20 protein-coding genes are annotated in these 17,203 nt (G+C 68.5%); 12 read left to right on the forward strand and 8 right to left on the reverse strand.

What is annotated here, in order from left to right; genetic code table 11:
* Window positions 1-102 precede the first annotated feature (102 nt).
* Genes EVS83_RS00680 through EVS83_RS00730 form a run of 11 tightly spaced genes read left to right on the forward strand, consistent with a single transcriptional unit; the run spans window position 103 to window position 9,764 of the window.
* Complete coding sequence (locus EVS83_RS00680) at window positions 103-429, forward strand: YerC/YecD family TrpR-related protein (protein WP_115646722.1); 327 nt, start codon at window positions 103-105, stop codon at window positions 427-429.
* Entirely contained in the window at window positions 426-1,334 is a 909-nt protein-coding gene (gene hisG / locus EVS83_RS00685) for an ATP phosphoribosyltransferase (protein WP_133498534.1), read from the forward strand. Before EVS83_RS00680 ends, hisG begins: the two co-directional genes overlap by 4 nt.
* Entirely contained in the window at window positions 1,331-2,629 is a 1,299-nt protein-coding gene (gene hisD / locus EVS83_RS00690; RefSeq protein ID WP_133498536.1) for a histidinol dehydrogenase, read from the forward strand. The genes hisG and hisD overlap by 4 nt, the downstream gene beginning before the upstream one ends.
* Window positions 2,626-3,699, forward strand: a complete 1,074-nt coding sequence (gene hisC / locus EVS83_RS00695; RefSeq protein ID WP_133498538.1) for a histidinol-phosphate transaminase — start codon at window positions 2,626-2,628, stop codon at window positions 3,697-3,699. The genes hisD and hisC overlap by 4 nt, the downstream gene beginning before the upstream one ends.
* A complete protein-coding gene (gene hisB / locus EVS83_RS00700; RefSeq protein ID WP_133498540.1) occupies window positions 3,696-4,817 on the forward strand; it encodes a bifunctional histidinol-phosphatase/imidazoleglycerol-phosphate dehydratase HisB in 1,122 nt (373 codons plus the stop codon). The genes hisC and hisB overlap by 4 nt, the downstream gene beginning before the upstream one ends.
* Window positions 4,814-5,413: an imidazole glycerol phosphate synthase subunit HisH gene (hisH, locus tag EVS83_RS00705; protein WP_133498945.1), complete on the forward strand. Its 600-nt coding sequence runs from the start codon at window positions 4,814-4,816 to the stop codon at window positions 5,411-5,413. The genes hisB and hisH overlap by 4 nt, the downstream gene beginning before the upstream one ends.
* Window positions 5,410-6,162 (forward strand): 1-(5-phosphoribosyl)-5-[(5-phosphoribosylamino)methylideneamino]imidazole-4-carboxamide isomerase, encoded by a 753-nt coding sequence (locus EVS83_RS00710; RefSeq protein WP_133498542.1) that lies wholly within the window; start codon window positions 5,410-5,412, stop codon window positions 6,160-6,162. The genes hisH and EVS83_RS00710 overlap by 4 nt, the downstream gene beginning before the upstream one ends.
* Entirely contained in the window at window positions 6,156-6,929 is a 774-nt protein-coding gene (gene hisF / locus EVS83_RS00715) for an imidazole glycerol phosphate synthase subunit HisF (protein WP_133498543.1), read from the forward strand. Before EVS83_RS00710 ends, hisF begins: the two co-directional genes overlap by 7 nt.
* A complete protein-coding gene (gene hisIE, locus EVS83_RS00720) occupies window positions 6,922-7,542 on the forward strand; it encodes a bifunctional phosphoribosyl-AMP cyclohydrolase/phosphoribosyl-ATP diphosphatase HisIE (RefSeq protein ID WP_133498545.1) in 621 nt (206 codons plus the stop codon). Before hisF ends, hisIE begins: the two co-directional genes overlap by 8 nt.
* Before the next feature lie 51 nt (window positions 7,543-7,593).
* Window positions 7,594-9,195 carry a calcineurin-like phosphoesterase C-terminal domain-containing protein gene (locus EVS83_RS00725; protein ID WP_133498547.1) on the forward strand — a complete coding sequence of 534 codons (1,602 nt, stop codon included), beginning with the start codon at window positions 7,594-7,596 and terminating at the stop codon, window positions 9,193-9,195.
* Window positions 9,192-9,764 carry a YdeI/OmpD-associated family protein gene (locus EVS83_RS00730; RefSeq protein WP_246022726.1) on the forward strand — a complete coding sequence of 191 codons (573 nt, stop codon included), beginning with the start codon at window positions 9,192-9,194 and terminating at the stop codon, window positions 9,762-9,764. Before EVS83_RS00725 ends, EVS83_RS00730 begins: the two co-directional genes overlap by 4 nt.
* 7 nt (window positions 9,765-9,771) lie before the next feature.
* On the opposite strand, the gene mtnC is transcribed toward EVS83_RS00730, so the two are convergent.
* From mtnC to EVS83_RS00750, 4 genes are all read right to left on the reverse strand, one after another.
* Window positions 9,772-10,467 carry an acireductone synthase gene (gene mtnC, locus EVS83_RS00735; RefSeq protein WP_133498551.1) on the reverse strand — a complete coding sequence of 232 codons (696 nt, stop codon included), beginning with the start codon at window positions 10,465-10,467 and terminating at the stop codon, window positions 9,772-9,774.
* Between the two features lie 67 nt (window positions 10,468-10,534).
* Window positions 10,535-11,092: a 1,2-dihydroxy-3-keto-5-methylthiopentene dioxygenase gene (locus EVS83_RS00740; protein WP_133498553.1), complete on the reverse strand. Its 558-nt coding sequence runs from the start codon at window positions 11,090-11,092 to the stop codon at window positions 10,535-10,537.
* Window positions 11,089-11,757, reverse strand: a complete 669-nt coding sequence (locus EVS83_RS00745; protein ID WP_133498556.1) for a methylthioribulose 1-phosphate dehydratase — start codon at window positions 11,755-11,757, stop codon at window positions 11,089-11,091. Before EVS83_RS00745 ends, EVS83_RS00740 begins: the two co-directional genes overlap by 4 nt.
* A gap of 129 nt (window positions 11,758-11,886) precedes the next feature.
* Window positions 11,887-13,398 carry an amino acid permease gene (locus EVS83_RS00750; protein WP_133498557.1) on the reverse strand — a complete coding sequence of 504 codons (1,512 nt, stop codon included), beginning with the start codon at window positions 13,396-13,398 and terminating at the stop codon, window positions 11,887-11,889.
* Between the two features lie 151 nt (window positions 13,399-13,549).
* Between EVS83_RS00750 and EVS83_RS00755 the strand changes: the two genes are divergently transcribed.
* Window positions 13,550-14,140 carry an NUDIX hydrolase gene (locus tag EVS83_RS00755; RefSeq protein ID WP_133498559.1) on the forward strand — a complete coding sequence of 197 codons (591 nt, stop codon included), beginning with the start codon at window positions 13,550-13,552 and terminating at the stop codon, window positions 14,138-14,140.
* Window positions 14,141-14,218: 78 nt separating this feature from the next.
* Here the strand turns inward: EVS83_RS00755 and yeiP are convergent, their stop codons facing one another.
* The 4 genes from yeiP to EVS83_RS00775 all read right to left on the reverse strand — a co-directional run bounded on the left by yeiP (window position 14,219) and on the right by EVS83_RS00775 (window position 17,202).
* The gene (gene yeiP / locus EVS83_RS00760) at window positions 14,219-14,785 is read right to left on the reverse strand and encodes an elongation factor P-like protein YeiP (protein WP_133498561.1); all 567 of its coding nucleotides are present in this window, start codon (window positions 14,783-14,785) and stop codon (window positions 14,219-14,221) included.
* Window positions 14,782-15,069: a hypothetical protein gene (locus EVS83_RS00765; RefSeq protein ID WP_133498563.1), complete on the reverse strand. Its 288-nt coding sequence runs from the start codon at window positions 15,067-15,069 to the stop codon at window positions 14,782-14,784. Before EVS83_RS00765 ends, yeiP begins: the two co-directional genes overlap by 4 nt.
* Window positions 15,070-15,072: 3 nt before the next feature.
* A complete protein-coding gene (locus tag EVS83_RS00770; RefSeq protein WP_133498566.1) occupies window positions 15,073-15,843 on the reverse strand; it encodes an SDR family NAD(P)-dependent oxidoreductase in 771 nt (256 codons plus the stop codon).
* A gap of 72 nt (window positions 15,844-15,915) precedes the next feature.
* Window positions 15,916-17,202, reverse strand: a complete 1,287-nt coding sequence (locus tag EVS83_RS00775; RefSeq protein ID WP_133498568.1) for a metal-dependent hydrolase family protein — start codon at window positions 17,200-17,202, stop codon at window positions 15,916-15,918.
* Window position 17,203 lies beyond the last annotated feature (1 nt).

Below are 17,203 nucleotides of genomic sequence, written 5' to 3' on the forward strand. Positions count from 1 at the left end.
CTGAACGGGCCGGACGACCTCCGGCCCGTTCGCGTTTTCGCCGGTTGACCCGGGCCGACCGTCGCTTTAATGTATTAACACGCTAACACATTAAAGCGACCGATGAAGCGACGCCCGCCGCTCGATGACGCCGAAAAGCAGCTGTCCCTGGAACTCCTTGCCGAAGCCTTCGCCACGCTGCGGACCGGCGATGAGGTGCTCGCGTTCCTCGAAGACCTCTGCACGCCCGCCGAACTCGAGGCGATGAGCGACCGCTGGCGCGTCGTGCCCTACTTGCAGGACCGCGTGCCGTATCGCGAGATCCACGACGAGACGAAGGTCAGCGTCACCACGATCGGACGCGTCGCCCGAACCCTCGAACACGGCACCGGCGGCTATCGCATCGCCACCAAACGCCTCGCCCGCAAGCCCCGCAAAGAGAACGCATGAGCGCTTCCACCGAATCCCGCGATCGCCTGCGCATCGCTATCCAGAAGTCCGGGCGGCTCGCCGATCCCGCGCGTGCACTGCTCGGCGCATGCGGCCTGAGCTGGCGCGAGAGTCGAGATCGCCTGTTCTGCTACGGCGAAGCACTGCCGATCGACCTGCTGCTCGTGCGCGACGACGACATTCCGGGCCTCATCGCCGACGGTGTGTGCGATCTCGGCATCGTCGGGCGCAACGTGCTCGCCGAGCAGGATCTCGACCGCCGCCAGAACGGCGTCGCGCCCGCGTTCCGCGAACTCGTGCCGCTCGGCTTCGGCGGCTGCCGCCTCGCGCTCGCGGTGCCGGACGATTGGGAGTGGCGCGGCGCCGGGCAGCTCGCGAATCGACGCATCGCGACGAGCTATCCCGCGCTGTTGCGCAACTGGCTTGCGGAGCAGGGCATCGACGCCGATGTCGTCACGCTGTCCGGTTCGGTCGAAATCGCGCCGCGCCTCGGCCAGGCCGATCTCATCTGCGACCTCGTATCCAGCGGCGCGACGCTCGCGGCCAACCAGCTCAAGCCCGTCACGACACTGCTCGACAGCGAAGCCGTCCTGGCGGGCCCGGTCGCCGAATTCGAGGGTGAGCGCGCGCTGCTGGCCGAACTTCTGCTGCGCCGCCTCGACGGCGCGCTGCGCACGCGTCACAGCCGGCTGCTTATGTTCCAGGCCGAACGCGCTGCGATTCCGCGTCTGCTTCCGCTGCTGCCGGACGCCGAATCGCCGACGGTGCTGCAGGTCGACGGCGCCGATCGCCTCGCGTTGCAGGCGCTCTGCCACGGACGCCTGACGTGGCAGCGGCTCGAAGATCTCAAGCGCGCCGGCGCGCAGGGCCTGATGGTCCTGCCGGTTGAGAGCATGCTGGCATGAAGCGCGTGCGTTGGTCCGACCTCGACGCCGCGGCGCGCGGGGAACTCCTGCGTCGTCCCGCACAGATCGTCGCGGACGACGTCACGGCGTCGGTCGCCGCATTGATCGCGCAGGTTCGACGGGATGGCGACGTCGCGTTGCGTGCGCTGACATCGCGCTTCGACGGCATCGAGCTCGATCGGTTCGAAGTCGATGCTGCTGCCTTCGACGAAGCGGAGGCAGCGTTGCCCGTCGAGCTCAAGCGCGCCATCGACGAAGCCGCGAAACGCATCCGCGCCTTCCACGAAGCCTCGATGGCGCAGCCGGTCGCGCTCGACACCGCGCCCGGCGTGCGATGCGAACGCATCCTGCGGCCGATCCGCCGCGTCGGCCTGTACGTGCCCGCGGGCTCCGCGCCGCTGCCGTCGACGGCGCTGATGCTCGGCGTACCCGCGCAGCTCGCGGGATGCGCCGAGGTCGTGCTGTGTTCGCCGCCGCGTCGCGACGGAAGCGTCGATCCGGCCGTCCTGTACGCGGCGCGACGCTGCGGCGTCCGCCGCGTATTCGCCGTCGGCGGCGTGCAGGCCATCGCTGCAATGGCCTTCGGCACGGCTTCGGTTCCGAAGTGCGACAAGTTATTCGGTCCCGGCAACGGCTGGGTGACCGAAGCCAAGCGACAGGTCTCGATGACCGAAGGCGGCGCGGCGATCGACATGCCAGCGGGCCCGTCGGAAGTGCTGGTCATTGCTGATCGCGGCTGCAATGCATCGTTCGTCGCCGCCGATATGCTGTCGCAGGCCGAGCATGGCCGTGACTCGCAGGTCATCCTCGTCAGCGACGACGCCACCGTTCTCGCCGACGTCGCCATCGAGATCGAACGTCAGCTGGCCGATCTTCCGCGTGCCGACATCGCACGCGGCGCGCTCGCTGCATCGCGCCTGATCGAAGTCGACTCGCTCGACGATGCGTTCGACGTCAGCAACGCGTACGCACCCGAGCACCTCATCCTCGCTTTGCGCGAGTCGCGTCGTTGGCTCGATCGCGTCGAAGCTGCAGGTTCGGTGTTCCTTGGCGACTGGGCGCCCGAAGCGCTGGGCGACTACTGCAGCGGCACCAACCACGTGCTGCCAACCGGCGGCGCCGCGCGCTACACCGGCGGGCTGAGCGTGGCGAGCTTCCAGGTCGCGATGACCGTGCAGGAAGTCGCGCGGAATGGTTTGGCCGCCATCGGGCCGTGCGCCGTTGAGCTCGCGCGCGCCGAAGGACTGGACGCGCACCGCAATGCCGTCGCGCTGCGGTTGGATGCACTCGCATGAGCGCGCCCGTCGACCTAATTCGCGCCGACCTGCGCGATTTCGCGGGCTATCGCTCCGCGCGCAGCGATCGCCTCGTCGGCGACGTCTGGCTCAACGCCAATGAAGCCGCATGGCCGAACGCGGCCGATGACGGCGGCGTTCGGCGCTACCCGGATCCGCAGCCGGAAACACTGCGCACGCGCCTCGCCGCGCTCTACGACTGTCGCCCGGAGCAGCTGCTCGCAGGGCGGGGTAGCGACGAAGCGATCGACCTCCTGGTCCGCGCGTTCTGCACACCGGGACAGGGCGCGATCGTCATCACGTCGCCGACCTTCGGCATGTACGCCGTCAGCGCGAAGCTGCACGGCGCACGCGTGGTCGACGTGCCTCTGGTGGACGACGGCCGCGCTTTCCGGTGCGATATCGACGCCGTCGCGGACGCCGCGCTCGCGAGCAACGCGACGCTCGTATTCCTGTGCTCGCCCGGCAACCCCACGGGCGACATCGTGCCGCTCGACGCCGTCCGCACGCTGGCCGAACGCCTCGACGGCCGCGCGATCGTGGTCGTCGACGAGGCCTACCAGGAGTTCGCCTCCGCGCCGTCCGCGATCACGCTCCAGGCTGAGCGGTCAAACATCGTCGTCCTGCGCACGCTGTCGAAAGCGCATGCGCTCGCGGGCGTTCGGCTCGGCGTGGCGATCGGCGATGCGGACCTCATCGCCGTGCTGCGACGCTGCCAGGCGCCGTATCCATTGCCCGCGCCCTGCGTGACGCTGGTCGAGCGTGCGCTGGCCGATGAACCTTTGGCCACGACCCGCGCACGCGTCACCGCAAGCGTGCGGGAACGTGAACGCCTCGCCGAAGCCCTTCGTGAAGCGCCCGGCATGCGATGCGTCTACCCGTCGTCGTCCAACTTCGTACTGGCGCGCTTCGATGACGCGCAGTCCGCTTTCGATGCACTGCTCGCCGCCGGCGTCGTGGTGCGTGACGTCCGCGCACAGCCGGGCCTCGGCGATGCCCTGCGCATCACGGTCGGCCGCCCGGACGAGAACGATCGCGTGATTGCCGCCCTCGTGGGAGCGGTCGCATGAGCACGCCGATCCTGTTCGTCGACCGTGACGGCACGCTCATCGAAGAGCCTTCGGACTTCCAGATCGACCGCTTCGACAAACTGCGCTTCGTGCGCGATGTCGTGCCGGCGATGCTGCGCTTGCGCGATGCCGGGTACGAGTTCGTCATCGTCTCCAACCAGGACGGCCTGGGCACGGACGCATACCCGCGCGAGACGTTCGACGGCCCGCACGACCTGATGATGCAGCTGTTCGAAAGCCAAGGCATCCGATTCCGCGACGTGCTGATCGACACGAGCTTCCCCGCGGAGAACTCGCCCACGCGCAAGCCGCAGATCGGTCTGGTGACGTCGTACCTGAAGGACCGCTCGATCGACTGGTCGCGCTCGGCGATGGTGGGCGACCGGCCGACGGACGTGCAGTTCGCCGACAACCTCGGCATCCGCGCGTTCCAGCTGCGCACGCCACAGTTCGGCGGCGAGTGGGATTGGACGGGCATCGCGCACGAACTCGTCGATGTGCCGCGACGCGCGCGGGTCGAACGCACCACCAAGGAGACACGCATCGTCGTCGAGGTCGATCTCGACCGCGCTGCGGAGCCTAAGGTGCGCACGGGCCTCGGCTTCTACGACCATATGCTCGAGCAGCTCGGCAAGCACGGCGGTTTCGCGCTGTCGCTCACGTGCGAGGGCGACCTGCATATCGACGAGCATCACACGGTCGAGGACTCGGCACTGGCGCTCGGACAGGCCCTGCGCGAGGCGCTGGGCGATAAGCGCGGCATCGGTCGCTACGGCGCTGCGGGCGTCGACGTGGACGCGACCGACAGCACGCGCTACACGTTCACGCTGCCGATGGACGAATCGCTCGCGACCGCCGCGCTCGACTTCTCCGGCCGTCCGTACTTCGTATTCGACGGCGACTTCCGCCGCGAGCGCGTCGGCGACCTGCCGACCGAGCTCGTGCCGCACGTCTTCCGTTCGCTGTGCGAGACGGCGGGGCTCAACCTGCACCTGCGCGTTCGCGGCGACAACGATCACCACAAGGTCGAGGCCTGCTTCAAGGCGGTCGCGCGTGCGTTGCGTCCCGCGCTGGCGCGCAGCGGCCGCGAGCTGCCGTCGACCAAGGGCGCTCTCTGATGGACGTCGTGCTGATCGATGCCGGCGGCGCGAACATCGGCTCCGTGCGTTATGCGTTCGAGCGCCTCGGCGTGACCGCGCGATTCAGTGCCGATGCGAGTGAGATCGCGTCCGCGGAGCGCGTCGTGTTGCCGGGCGTCGGCGCTGCCGCAGCGGGCATGGCGCGGCTGCGTGAACTTGGCCTCGTCGAGTGCGTCCGTTCGCTGCGACAGCCGTTGCTCGGCGTGTGCCTGGGTATGCAATTGCTCTTCGAATCGTCGGAAGAGGGCGATGTCGAATGCCTCGGGCTGCTCGGCGGCCGCGTTCGTCGACTCGCGGGTGGCGACGGCGTTCGCGTGCCGCACATGGGCTGGAACACGCTGGAGCGTCTTCGTGACGATGCGCTGCTCAACGGCGTTGACGACACCGACAGCGCGTACTTCGTGCACAGCTACGCCGCGCCGGTCACCAGCGACACGCTCGCCGCCTGCACGCACGGCGAGCGATTCGCCGCGGTCGTGCGATCGGGCAATCGCATGGGTGCGCAGTTCCATCCCGAGCGCTCGGCGACGACAGGCGCGCGGATTCTCGAGAACTTCCTGAAGGTGTCGGCATGAGCGATTTCACCGTCTACCCGGCGATCGACGTGCGCGACGGGCGCGTCGTCCGGTTGCGCCAGGGCGACTACGCCCAGGAGACGCGCTACGCGGACGATCCGATCGTCGTTGCCCAGCGCTATGCGACCGCGGGTGCGGCGTGGCTGCACCTGGTCGACCTGGATGCCGCACGCGATGGCGGCTACTCGATCCGCGACCTGCTGGGCCGCATCAAGCGCGACACCTCGCTGCGCGTGCAGACCGGTGGCGGCGTGCGCAGCGAAGATGATCTGCTGCGTCTGTTCGACGCCGGTGCCGATCGCGTGGTGGTCGGCTCGCTCGCCGTGCGCGAGCCGTCGACCGTCGCAAGCTGGATCGAGCGGCACGGCAGCGATCGCATCACGGTGGCGCTCGACACGCGCGAGGTCGAAGGCGAGTGGCGCCTGCCAACCGCGGGCTGGACGCACAACGACGGCACATCGCTGCCGTTCCTTTTGTCGCTCTACCTCGGCACCGGCCTGCGCCACCTGCTGTGCACCGACATCGGTCGCGACGGCATGCTCGCTGGCCCGAACATCGCGCTGTACGGCGAGATCCTGACGCACGCCCCGCGTGTCGCGCTGCAGGCCTCGGGCGGCATCCGTGACGTCGCGGACATCCGCGCCGCACGCGCCGCCGGTTGCGCGGGTGCAGTGCTCGGCAAGGCGCTGCTGGACGGCCGCTTCGAACTCGCGGATGCGCTCGGCCCGGTCGAGGCCGACGCATGCTGAGCCGCCGCATCATCCCGTGCCTCGACGTGCGCGACGGACGCGTCGTCAAGGGCGTGCGCTTCCGCGACCACGTCGACATGGGCGACATCGTCGAGCTCGCGCTGCGCTATCGCGACGACGGTGCGGACGAGCTCGTGTTCTACGACATCACGGCAAGCCCGGAAGGTCGCAGCGTCGACCGCGGTTGGGTCGAGCGTGTCGCGCCGCTGATCGATATTCCGTTCTGCGTCGCCGGCGGCATTCGCTCGGTCGACGATGCGCGTGCGGTGTTGCACGCCGGCGCCGACAAGGTGTCGGTCAACACGCCGGCACTCGATCGACCGGCACTCATCGATGAACTCGCGGCAGCCTTCGGCGTGCAATGCGTCGTGGTCGGCGTCGACAGCCTGCGTGACGAGGACGGCGAATGGCGAGTCCGGCAGTACACCGGCGATCCGTCGCGAACGCGCGCGTTGCCTCGCCGAACGCTGGACTGGATCGCCGAGGCGCAGGACCGCGGCGCAGGCGAGGTGGTGCTGAACTGCATGGGCAGCGATGGCGTGCGTCGTGGCTACGACATCGAGCAACTGCAGGCGGCGCGCGCGTCGTGTCGCGTGCCTCTGGTAGCGTCCGGCGGCGCGGGCGAGGCGTCGCACTTTGCGGGTGTGTTCCGCGACGCCGACGTCGACGGTGCGCTCGCCGCCAGCGTGTTCCACTCCGGCGCGGTGCGCATTCCTGAACTGAAGCGCGAACTCGCCGACGCCGGCATCGAGGTGCGGCGTGTCTGAGCCCGTCACCTTCGACATCGAGGCCGTCGACTGGTCCAAGCAGGACGGGCTGGTGCCGGCGGTCGTGCAGGATGCGCGCACCCTGCGCGTGCTCATGGTCGGCTGGATGGACCGCGATGCACTCGCGCACACGTTGGCGACGCGCCAAGCGACCTTCTTCAGCCGCACGCGCGGCCGCCGCTGGACGAAGGGCGAGACCTCGGGACACGTGCTCGATGTCGTCGACATACGCCTGGACTGCGACGCCGACACGTTGCTCGTGCTCGCGCACCCGCACGGCCCAACCTGCCATCTCGAACGCACGAGCTGCTTCCCGGACGCGCCCGGCGACTTCCTCGCGCAGCTCGATGCGCTGATCGAACAGCGCGAGGCACAACGCCCCGAAGGCAGCTACACGACGAAGCTGTTCGATGCCGGCGTGCGACGCATCGCGCAGAAGGTGGGCGAGGAGGGCGTGGAAACCGCACTCGCAGGCGTTGTGCAGGACGACGAAGCGCTGCTCGGCGAGTCCGCGGACCTGCTGTACCACCTCACCGTGCTACTGCGCGCGCGGGGTCTGTCGCTGGCGGATGCCGTCGACGTGCTGCGGGCCCGCCACGCGCCCGCCGCGTAAACGGCGAAGCGACGGCAACTGCTAGGCTTCCGGCTGCTCCCGGAGGCCACCATGACCCGTACGATCCTCGCGCTCGCATTGCTCGTGTCCGCGGCGAGCGCGCACGCGCAGACGCCTGCGACCTGCGACAGCGCCGTCTACGAGGACCGCAACGGCAACGGACGTCGCGATGGGAACGAGCCCGGAATCGCCGGCGTGCGCGTGTCGGATGGCGTGCGCATCGTCACCAGCGCAGACGACGGCCGATTCGCGTTGCCCGCCGAGACCGGCCGCACGCTGTTCGTCATCAAGCCAGCCGGTTACGACGCACCGCGTCGCGCGGACGGCCTGCCGCTGTTCTGGGCACACGCGCCTCACCCAGAGTCGCCCGCATTGCGCTACGGGGGACTGCGGGATGCGGGGACGCGCTGTCCGTCGTTCGGCCTGCGCCGCACGCCGCGTCGCGATGCGGACCTCGACGTGCTGGTGTTCGCCGACACGCAGACGAAGTCGCAGGTCGACGTCGGCTATTACGCGCGTGACATCGTCGAGCCGCTGCGTCGTCGCGACGGCAAGCCGGCCGCGGATCTCGGCGTGACGCTGGGCGACGTCACCAGCGACGATCTCTCGCTCTATCCCGCGATCACTGAAGTGACGACGCGCCTCGGCGCGCCGTGGCTGCACGTCGCCGGCAATCACGATGTCGACACCGATGCGACGCGCGACGAAGACGCGCTGCTCACGTTCCGCCAGCAGTTCGGACCCGACACGTACGCGTGGGAGGAGCCGCGCGCGGATTTCGTGGTGCTCGACGACGTGATCTCGCGGCCCGGCCAGAAGCCGGCGTACGTCGGGGGCCTGCGCGACGACCAGTTCGCCTTCCTGCAGCAGTACATCCCCACCCACGATCCGAAGCGGTTGCTCGTGATCGCGGTGCACATCCCGCTGTTTCCCGACGGCGGCGAGACGTTCCGCACCGCAGACCGCGAACGTCTCTTCGCGCTGCTGAAGGACGTGCCGCACGTGCTCGTGCTCAGCGGCCACGGACACGTGCAACGCCAGTTCTTCCACGACGCGGCGACCGGCTGGCACGGCGCGTCTCCGCTGCACGAATACAACGCCGGCGCGGCCTGCGGCGCGTACTGGTCGGGCGTCAAGAACGCGGAGGGGGTGCCGGATTCGACGATGCCGGACGGTACGCCGAACGGTACCGCGCGACTCGCCGTTGGACGCGATGGCGCCTACAAGCTCGCGTGGCAGCGGGCGGGCGTCACCGCCCAGTCCGGCGAACTCACGCGCGCGATGCACCTGCACGCCCCGCGAGTGCTTCGCCACGGCGCGTATCCCGCCTGGGGCGTCTACGCGAACGTCTGGATGGGAACGCCGCAGCAGCGCACCGAATTCCGTGTCGACGGCGGCGACTGGATGCCGATGAAGCGCGTCGAACAGCCGGATCCCTGGCTGCTGGCCGAGAACGTACGCGACGACGAAGCGACCGCACTGCGCGGCTACGACCGCTCGCCCGAAGCGCAACCGTCGACGCATCTCTGGCGCGGGGCGTTGCCCACCAGCCTCGCCGTGGGCGAGCACCGCGTCGAAGTGCGCACGTTCGATCGGTGGCAGGGCGAACAGCACGCCAACACGACGTACCGTCTCGACGACGCGGCGCCGTGATTTCGGACGACCTTCCGATCCTCGCGTTCGAAGACGCCGCGACGTTCGAGCGGTGGATCGAGTCGTCACCGGACGCCCGTGGCCTCTGGCTGCGCATCGCGAAGGCCGGTCGCGGCATCGCGTCGGTGACGTACGACGAAGCACTGGACGTCGCGTTGTGCCACGGCTGGATCGACGGGCAGAAGCGCGCGTTCGATGCCGACTGGTTCCTGCAGCGCTTCACGCCGAGGCGCCCGCGCAGCCTCTGGTCGCGGCGGAACGTCGAGAAAACGGCGGCGCTGATCGCAGCAGGCCGAATGCGTCCCGCGGGGCAGCGCGAAATCGACGCGGCGAAGGCGGATGGTCGCTGGGAACGCGCCTATGCCGGTCCGTCAGCGGGCAATGTGCCCGAGGAACTTGCGACCTTGCTGGCGAAGAACGCAAAGGCGCGCCGCGCGTTCGAAGCGCTCTCCAGCGCGAATCGCTATGCGTTCTGCTGGCGCGTGCAGACCGCCAAGCGACCGGAGACGCGGGTCGCGCGCGCGAAGCAGTTCGTCGAGATGCTGCTGCGCGGCGAAACGCTGCACTGAGCGGCGTTTACAGCCCGACGTCGGCGAACGTTTCGACGCGGCGATGCCCATGCGTCGCCTCGCCATCGCGCGGCTGCGGATAGTCCTGGCGACGATCGAGCAGCACCGTCTGCAGGCCGGCGTCACGCGCGGCGTCGAGTTCTTCGACGACGTCCGACAGGAACACGAGGTCGCCCGGTGCGATGCCGATGGATTCGGCGATGCGGCGGTAGCTGTCCGCCTCGCGCTTGCCGCCGATCTCGGTGTCGTACCAATTCGAGACGAGCGACGTGAGGTCGCCGGCATCGCTGTGGCCGAAGAACAGCTTCTGCGCCGGAACGCTTCCCGACGAGTAGACGTACAGCGGATACCCCGCGTCATGCCATTCCCGCAATGCGACCGCCGCATCGGGATACATGTGCGCGGTGAAGTCCGCATTGCGATAGCCGGCGTCCCACACCATGCCCTGCAGCGCCTTGAGTGCGGTGTGCTTGCGATCCTGGTCGATCCAGCCCTGCAGCACTTCCACGATCGTGTCGTCGCCGCAGACGCCGCCCTGTTCGGTCGCGACGGCATCGAGCCACCGACGCACCTCGGGTTCCTGCCCGTGTTCGCGCACGAAGCCCGGCAGGGCGCGGCGCGCGTAGGGGAACAGCACGTCCTTGACGAACGAGATGCTGCTCGTGGTGCCTTCGATGTCGGTGAGGATCGCGCGGACGGGCATGGCGGAACTCCGTGGTGAAACGCGAAGGCCCGGCGCAGGGCCGGGCCTGTCGGCGACGCGGCGGCGATTATCCGGCCTGGCCGGGCTCGTAGCGCGGGAACTTCTGCGCGATGTCGGTGCCGGTGAAATGGCCGATCCAACCGTCCGGCTCGGTGAAGAAGCGGATCGCGACGAAGCTCGGCTCCGGGCCCATGTCGAACCAGTGCAGCGTGGAATCCGGCACCGAGATCAGGTCGCCGGATTCGCACTTCATCTCGTAGACCTTGTCGTCTACGTGCAGCGTGAACAGGCCCGAGCCCGCGACGAAGAAGCGCACCTCGTCTTCCTTGTGGAAGTGCTCGTCGAGGAACTTCTTGCGCATGTCCTCGCGGCTCGGGTGGTCCGGCGAGATGCTCACGACGTCGACGGTCTTGAAGCCGCGCTCGGCGACGATGCGGTCGATGTCGCTGCGGTAGGCGTCGAGGATGATGTCGTGCGCGTCACCGGGCTTGATCGGCTTGCTCGCTTCCCAGCGTTCGAAACCGACGCCGATCGGCGCGAGCTTCTCAGCGATCGCCTCGAGTTCCGTCGCGACGAATTCGGGCTGGTCGGGCGTGGCTTCGTTGAAGATGCGCAGGCGGCTCATGGTGCGCTCCGGGACAGTTGTGCGGACGAGGTGCCGAGGCGGCGCAGCTCGAGCTCGCAGGTGATCAGGAATTCGAAGGCTTCGAGGTGGCGGCGCGCCTCGGCCATGTCGCGGCCCCACGCATACAGCCCGTGGCCGTCGATGAGATAGCCCCACATCGGGCCTTCGTCGAGCAGGCGCTCGACCTGCGCCGCGAGCTCGGGCATGTCCTGCGAATTGGGCAGGACGGGCAGGTCGAGCGACGTTTCGTGCGTGGTGTTGCCGGCAAAGGCCTTGAGCAGCTCGTAGCCCTCGAGGCGGATCGCGCCGTCGGCGGCGTACAGGCGCGACGCGACCGTCTGGTTCAGCGAATGCGTGTGCAGCACGCAGCCGATGTCGGGGAAGCGCTTGTACAGCTGCGTGTGCAGCAGGGTCTCGGCGGACGACTTCTGCGTCGTGGCCACCGGCTGGCCGTCGAGGTCGACGACCATGATGTCGGCTTCGACCAGCCGGCCCTTGTCGCGGCCGGAGACGGTGATGGCGACGTTCTCGGCGTCCATGCGACGCGAGAAGTTGCTGCTGGTCGCAGGGGTCCAACCGCGGGCCGCGAGTTCACGCACGTTGACGATGATCTCGTCCGCACATTGCGCGAGGCGGGTGGCGTCGTAGGGAAGGGTGCTCGTCATTCGCGCAGTTTAGGGCAGCTCGCGTCGATGGCGCCCAACGAGAGCGCAACGCTGCCGCGCCCCGCTGTCGACAAAAAGAAAACGGCGCGGTCGCCCGCGCCGTTTCGGTAGTGCCGGTTCCGCGTGGCCTCAGGGCCCCGGTTCCGGACCCTCGTGCACGAGCGGCGTCGGCTCGAGCTTCGGGCCGCCGTGAAGCGGTGCATTGCCCGGCGCGAGGTGGCTGCGCGAGCGCGCGAACAGGAAGTAGACGATCAGGCCCAGTACTGCCCAGAAGCAGAAGAACTTGATGGTCGGATTCCAGCCCAGGCTGAAGAACAGCAGGACGCAACCGGCGAGGGCAAGCGGGCCGACGATCCAGACGATCGGCGTACGGAACGGACGCGGACGGTCCGGCTCCGTGCGGCGCAGGATCATCACGCCCGTGCACACCATGAAGAACGCGAAGAGCGTGCCCGCGTTGGAGATGTCGGCCAGCGCACTTACCGGGAACAGCGCGGCGAAGAACGCCACGAAAATGCCGGTGGTCCACGTCACCACATGTGGGGTGTGGAAGCGGGGATGCACCTTCGCGAACATCGACGGCATCAGGCCGTCGCGCGCCATGGTGAACAGGATGCGCGTCTGGCCGAACATCATCATCAGCACGACGGACGGCAACGCGATGATCGCGGCCGCCGCCACGAGGTCACCCACGCGGGGCCAACCGATCGTGCGGAGAACGAACGCGAGCGGCTCCTTGCTCATCGACAGCGCGCCGCCGGGCTGTGCGCCCATCGAACCTACCGCGGCGTAGGCAACCAGCAGGTAGAACACGGTGCAGACGCCGAGCGACCCGATGAGGCCGATCGGGATGTTGCGGTTCGGGTTCTTGGTTTCTTCGGCGGCGGTCGAGACGGCGTCGAACCCGACATACGCGAAGAAGATCGATGCCGCCGCACCCAGTACGCCCACGCCCGACAGCGGGGTACCCCAGCCATTCGGCAGCATCGGCGCGAAGTTCGTCGACTTCACGGCCGGGAACGCCAGAAGCACGAATGCGGTGAGCGCTGCGATCTTGATCAGCACCAGTACCGCCGTCACCTTCGCCGACTTGCTCGTGCCGATCACGAGAAGCCAGGTGACGAGCAGGGAAAGCAGGAACGCGATCAGGTTGAAGCTACCGGTGACGGTCGTGCCGTCGGGCAGCTTCACCGGGTCGAACGGACCCGACAGCAAGGCGGCGGGTAATCCCATGCCGTGCGCATGCAGGAAGCCGTTCGCGTAACCCGACCACCCGACGGCCACGGCGCCCGCGGCAACGGCGTATTCGAGGATCAGTGCCCAACCGACCATCCACGCGATCAGCTCGCCGAGCACGGCGTACGAGTACGTGTACGCAGACCCCGAGACAGGCACCATGGCCGCGATCTCCGAGTACATGAGCGCCGTCAGCGCACAGACGACGCCGGCGATGACGAACGAATACAGCATGCCCGGGCCGGCCTTGTTTGCCGCCACGGCGGTCAACACGAAGATGCCGGTGCCGATGACGGCGCCGATGCCCAGCATGGTGAGGTCGAACGCGCCGAGCTGGCGCTTGAGCGACCGCTTTTCAGCGGTCTCGAGGATCAGGTCTAGCGGCTTTCTACGCTCGAACAGCATTAGAGATGCACTCCCCGGAAAAGGCCCGGACGTCGCAGCCCGGGAACCCGCCGACCTTAGCCGCTGCCGCAGTCCGGACACAAGTCACGTTTCGCCGGGCGAGACAATGAACGGGGATAATGCTGCACTGCACAGCTGAAGACGGTCACGTATGGACGATGCCCTCGAGCACCACGCCGCCACCGCTCGCCTGCGGAGCGATCTGCACGCGTACGCGCAGCGCTGGCCGGAGGAGGGCGATGTCGTCGCGCACTTCGTCGACCTGCTCGACGACCTTGACAGCGCACCGTTCACGCGCGAGCGCCTCGCGGGGCATTTCACCGGCTCCGCATGGCTCGTCGACCGCGCCGGTACGCGGGTGCTGCTCACGCATCACCGCAAGCTCGGACGCTGGCTGCAGCTCGGGGGGCACGCGGACGGCGACAGCGACCTCGGCCGCGTCGCGCTGAAGGAAGCGGAAGAGGAATCGGGCCTGGGCGGGCTGACGCTCGAGCCTGGCCTGTTCGACCTCGACCGCCACTGGATTCCGGAACGCGGCGATGTCCCCGCGCACTGGCACTACGACGTGCGCTACGTCGTGCGCGCGGGCGATGACGAGAATTTCGTCGTCAGCGAAGAGTCGTTGGATCTCGCCTGGCGCGATGTCGCTACGCTGGAAAGCGATCCGGCGTCCGACGAATCGGTGCAGCGCATGTCGATGAAGTGGCGCGTGCGGCAGTCCGAGCGCGACGCGGCTAGCTGATCGACGCATCCGTCGATCGATCACTCGAACGAAATGGGCCGGCATCTGCCGGCCCTTCGCATTGCAGCGACGTCGCGATCAGTCCGCGCGGCCGGCGAACTCGCCCGTCGTCGTATTGACCAGCACCCGCTCGCCGTTGCCGATGTATTCCGGAACCATGATCTCGAGGCCGGTCGACAGCTTCGCCGGCTTCGGACGCTTCGTCGCCGTGCCGCCCTTGAGCTCCGGCGGGGTGTCGACGACCTCCATCGTCACCGTCTGCGGGAGTTGCAGACCGACCGGTGCATCGTCGATCACCTGCACGTAGCAGCCCGAAAGGTCCGGCACGATGTAGCCGGCCATGTCGCCGACGACGTCCGCGTCGAGCGTGTACGGCGTGTAGTCCTCGTCGTCGAGGAACACGAACGCATCGCCGTCCTTGTACGAAAAGGTCGCCTGACGACGCGCGAGGTCGACTTCGCGCAGGTCGTCATCGCCGTCGAACGAGGCATCGAGCTTGTTGCCGCCCGGCACGCTGTACATGGTGAAGCGGAAGCGCACATTGCCGCCGCGACCCTGCGGGCTGCTGCGCTCGATGTCGCGGATCTGGTACACGCCGCCGTTGTGTTCGACGACGTTGCCCTTCTTGATGTCGTAAGCCTTCATTGCGTGGTTCGCTCGTTGTTCTGACGGAGTCGTGGCGCGACGTCGCCGACGTGCCACATGAAGAGGCCGAATGCGACAACACCGAGTGCCCAGATGGCTGCGCTGGCAACAAGCTCGCGCATCGTGATTTCGCCAAGGTGGCCCGCGAGCCAGGCAGGCAGCAGTCTCGAGCAGACGAAAACCGGCAACGCCCAGCCGGCCACGCCGACGAGCAGCACGTAGCGTGTCCGGCCCAGGGCGCGCAGCCGATGCGCGCGCTTCGGAGTGTCGGTTGCGGGCGACATGCCTTACTTCGGCGCGAGGCGCGTCGCGCCGTCGAGGCGGATGGTTTCGCCGTTGAGGTACGTGTTGCCGAGGATGTAGGCCGCGAGGTCGGCGAATTCCTCGGGCTTGCCCAGGCGCGACGGGAACGGGATCGACGCCGCGAGCGACTGCTGCACGGACTCCGGCATCCCGTCGACCATCGGCGTCCAGAACACACCCGGCGCGATGGTCAGCACGCGGATGCCGAAACGCGCGAGTTCGCGCGCCATCGGCAGCGTCATGCCGACCACGCCGCCCTTCGACGCCGAATACGCGGCCTGGCCGATCTGGCCTTCGTAGGCCGCGACCGACGCGGTGTTGATGATCACGCCGCGCTCGCCGTCGGCGCCGGCCTCGTTGGCCTGCATTACCTGTGCGGCGGCCTTGGCGACGTTGAACGAACCGACGAGGTTCACCATCACCGTGGTCTGGAACTGCGAGAGCGGCATCGGGCCGTCCTTGCCGAGCACGCGGCCCGAGCCGAGGATGCCCGCGCAGTTCACCGCGACGTTGAGGCCGCCGAGGAACTGGTTCGCAGCGTTGACGTTCGCGACCACGCCGGCTTCGTCGGTGACGTCGGTGCGGAAGAACTTCGCCTTGTCCGCGCCGAGTTCGGCGACCGCGGCGGCGCCCTTGTCCTCGTTGACGTCGAACAGCGCGACACGGCCGCCGTCGCGGACGATGCGCTGCGCCACGGCGAAGCCGAGGCCGGAAACGCCGCCGGTGATGACGGCGCGGGCGTTGGAGATCTGCATGGCGGTTCCTCGGAGAGCCGGAAAGCCGGCAATTCTACCGGCTGGGCCGGAGGCGACGCCCGCCGCCGGACGTCAGGGCGAGGCGGACTCGCGGTAGGGCACGCCGTCCTTCGCCACGAACACCGGCTTGCGCAGGTTCTCGATGTTCGCCGTCGGATCGCCCTCGAACGCCGCGAGATCCGCGCGCAGGCCGACCGCGATGCGGCCGATGCGGTCCTGTTGCTTGAGGATCGCGGCGGCGGTCGACGTACAGGCGCGCATCGCATCGAGCGGCGCCATCCCGGCCTTCACCATCAACGCCGGCTCGCGCCAGTTGTCGCCGTGACGGAAGACGCCGACGTCGCTGCCGCAGCCTATCGTCACGCCCTGCGCCATCGCGGTGCGGAACGCCTTGAGCGATTCCTCGATTTTCGGTGTCGGCGCGGATTGGCCGCGTACGTAGTGGTTGAAGTAGGTCTCGGTCGCCTCGACCGCGGTGAGCGTCGGCAGGTAGGCGACGTGGCGCTCGCGCATCAGCTTGAACGTCTGCGCGGTGCCGCCGTAGCCGTGCTCGATGGTGTCCACGCCCGCTTCGACGGCCATGCGCATGCCGGCGTCGGTGGCCGCGTGCGCGGCGACGGGACGACCGCCCGTGTGCGCGGCTTCGACGATCGCCTTCATTTCGTTTGACGTGAATGCCGGCTCCGCCGTGCCGCCCGGGCCGACTCGGTAATCGGCGTAGAACTTGATCCAGTCGGCGCCGCGACCCGCCTGTTCGCGCACCGCGCGCATCGCTTCGTCAGCCCCGCTGATTTCCTGCGCACCGCCGGGGAGTTCGGCGTCGGGGCGGAACCCACGCGGGCCGGGGCCGTAGCTCGACGTTGCGACGATCGCGCGTGTCGACACGAACAGCCGCGGACCCACGACCACGCCCTCGTCGATCGCACGCTTCAACGACACATCGGCGAACGCCGCACCTTCGGTGCCGAGGTCGCGCAGCGTGGTGAAGCCCGCGCGCAACGTATCGCCGGCGAACTTCGCGGCCTGCAGCGTGCGGTAGGCCTCCGGCTCCTTCAGCACCTGGTCGTTCCAGCTTTCCTCGTTGTACGGATGCAGGAACAGATGCGAGTGGAGTTCGATGAGACCGGGCGTGAGCGTCGCGCCGGGCAGGTCGATGCGACGCGCATCGACGGGCGCAGTGACCGATGCGGCTGGGCCGACCGCAGCGATCGCGCCGTCGCGCACGAGCACCACCCAATTCGGATGCGGTACGCCTTCGCCGATCCAGACGCGCGCCGGCGTGAGCAGCAGCGTCTCCGCGGACAGCGGCATCGTCGCGAGCGACGCCATCGACAGCACCGCACCCAGCAGACGCTTCATG

Origin of the sequence: Cognatilysobacter terrigena, from assembly GCF_004361065.1 — a bacterium.
Taxonomy (GTDB): domain Bacteria; phylum Pseudomonadota; class Gammaproteobacteria; order Xanthomonadales; family Xanthomonadaceae; genus Cognatilysobacter; species Cognatilysobacter terrigena.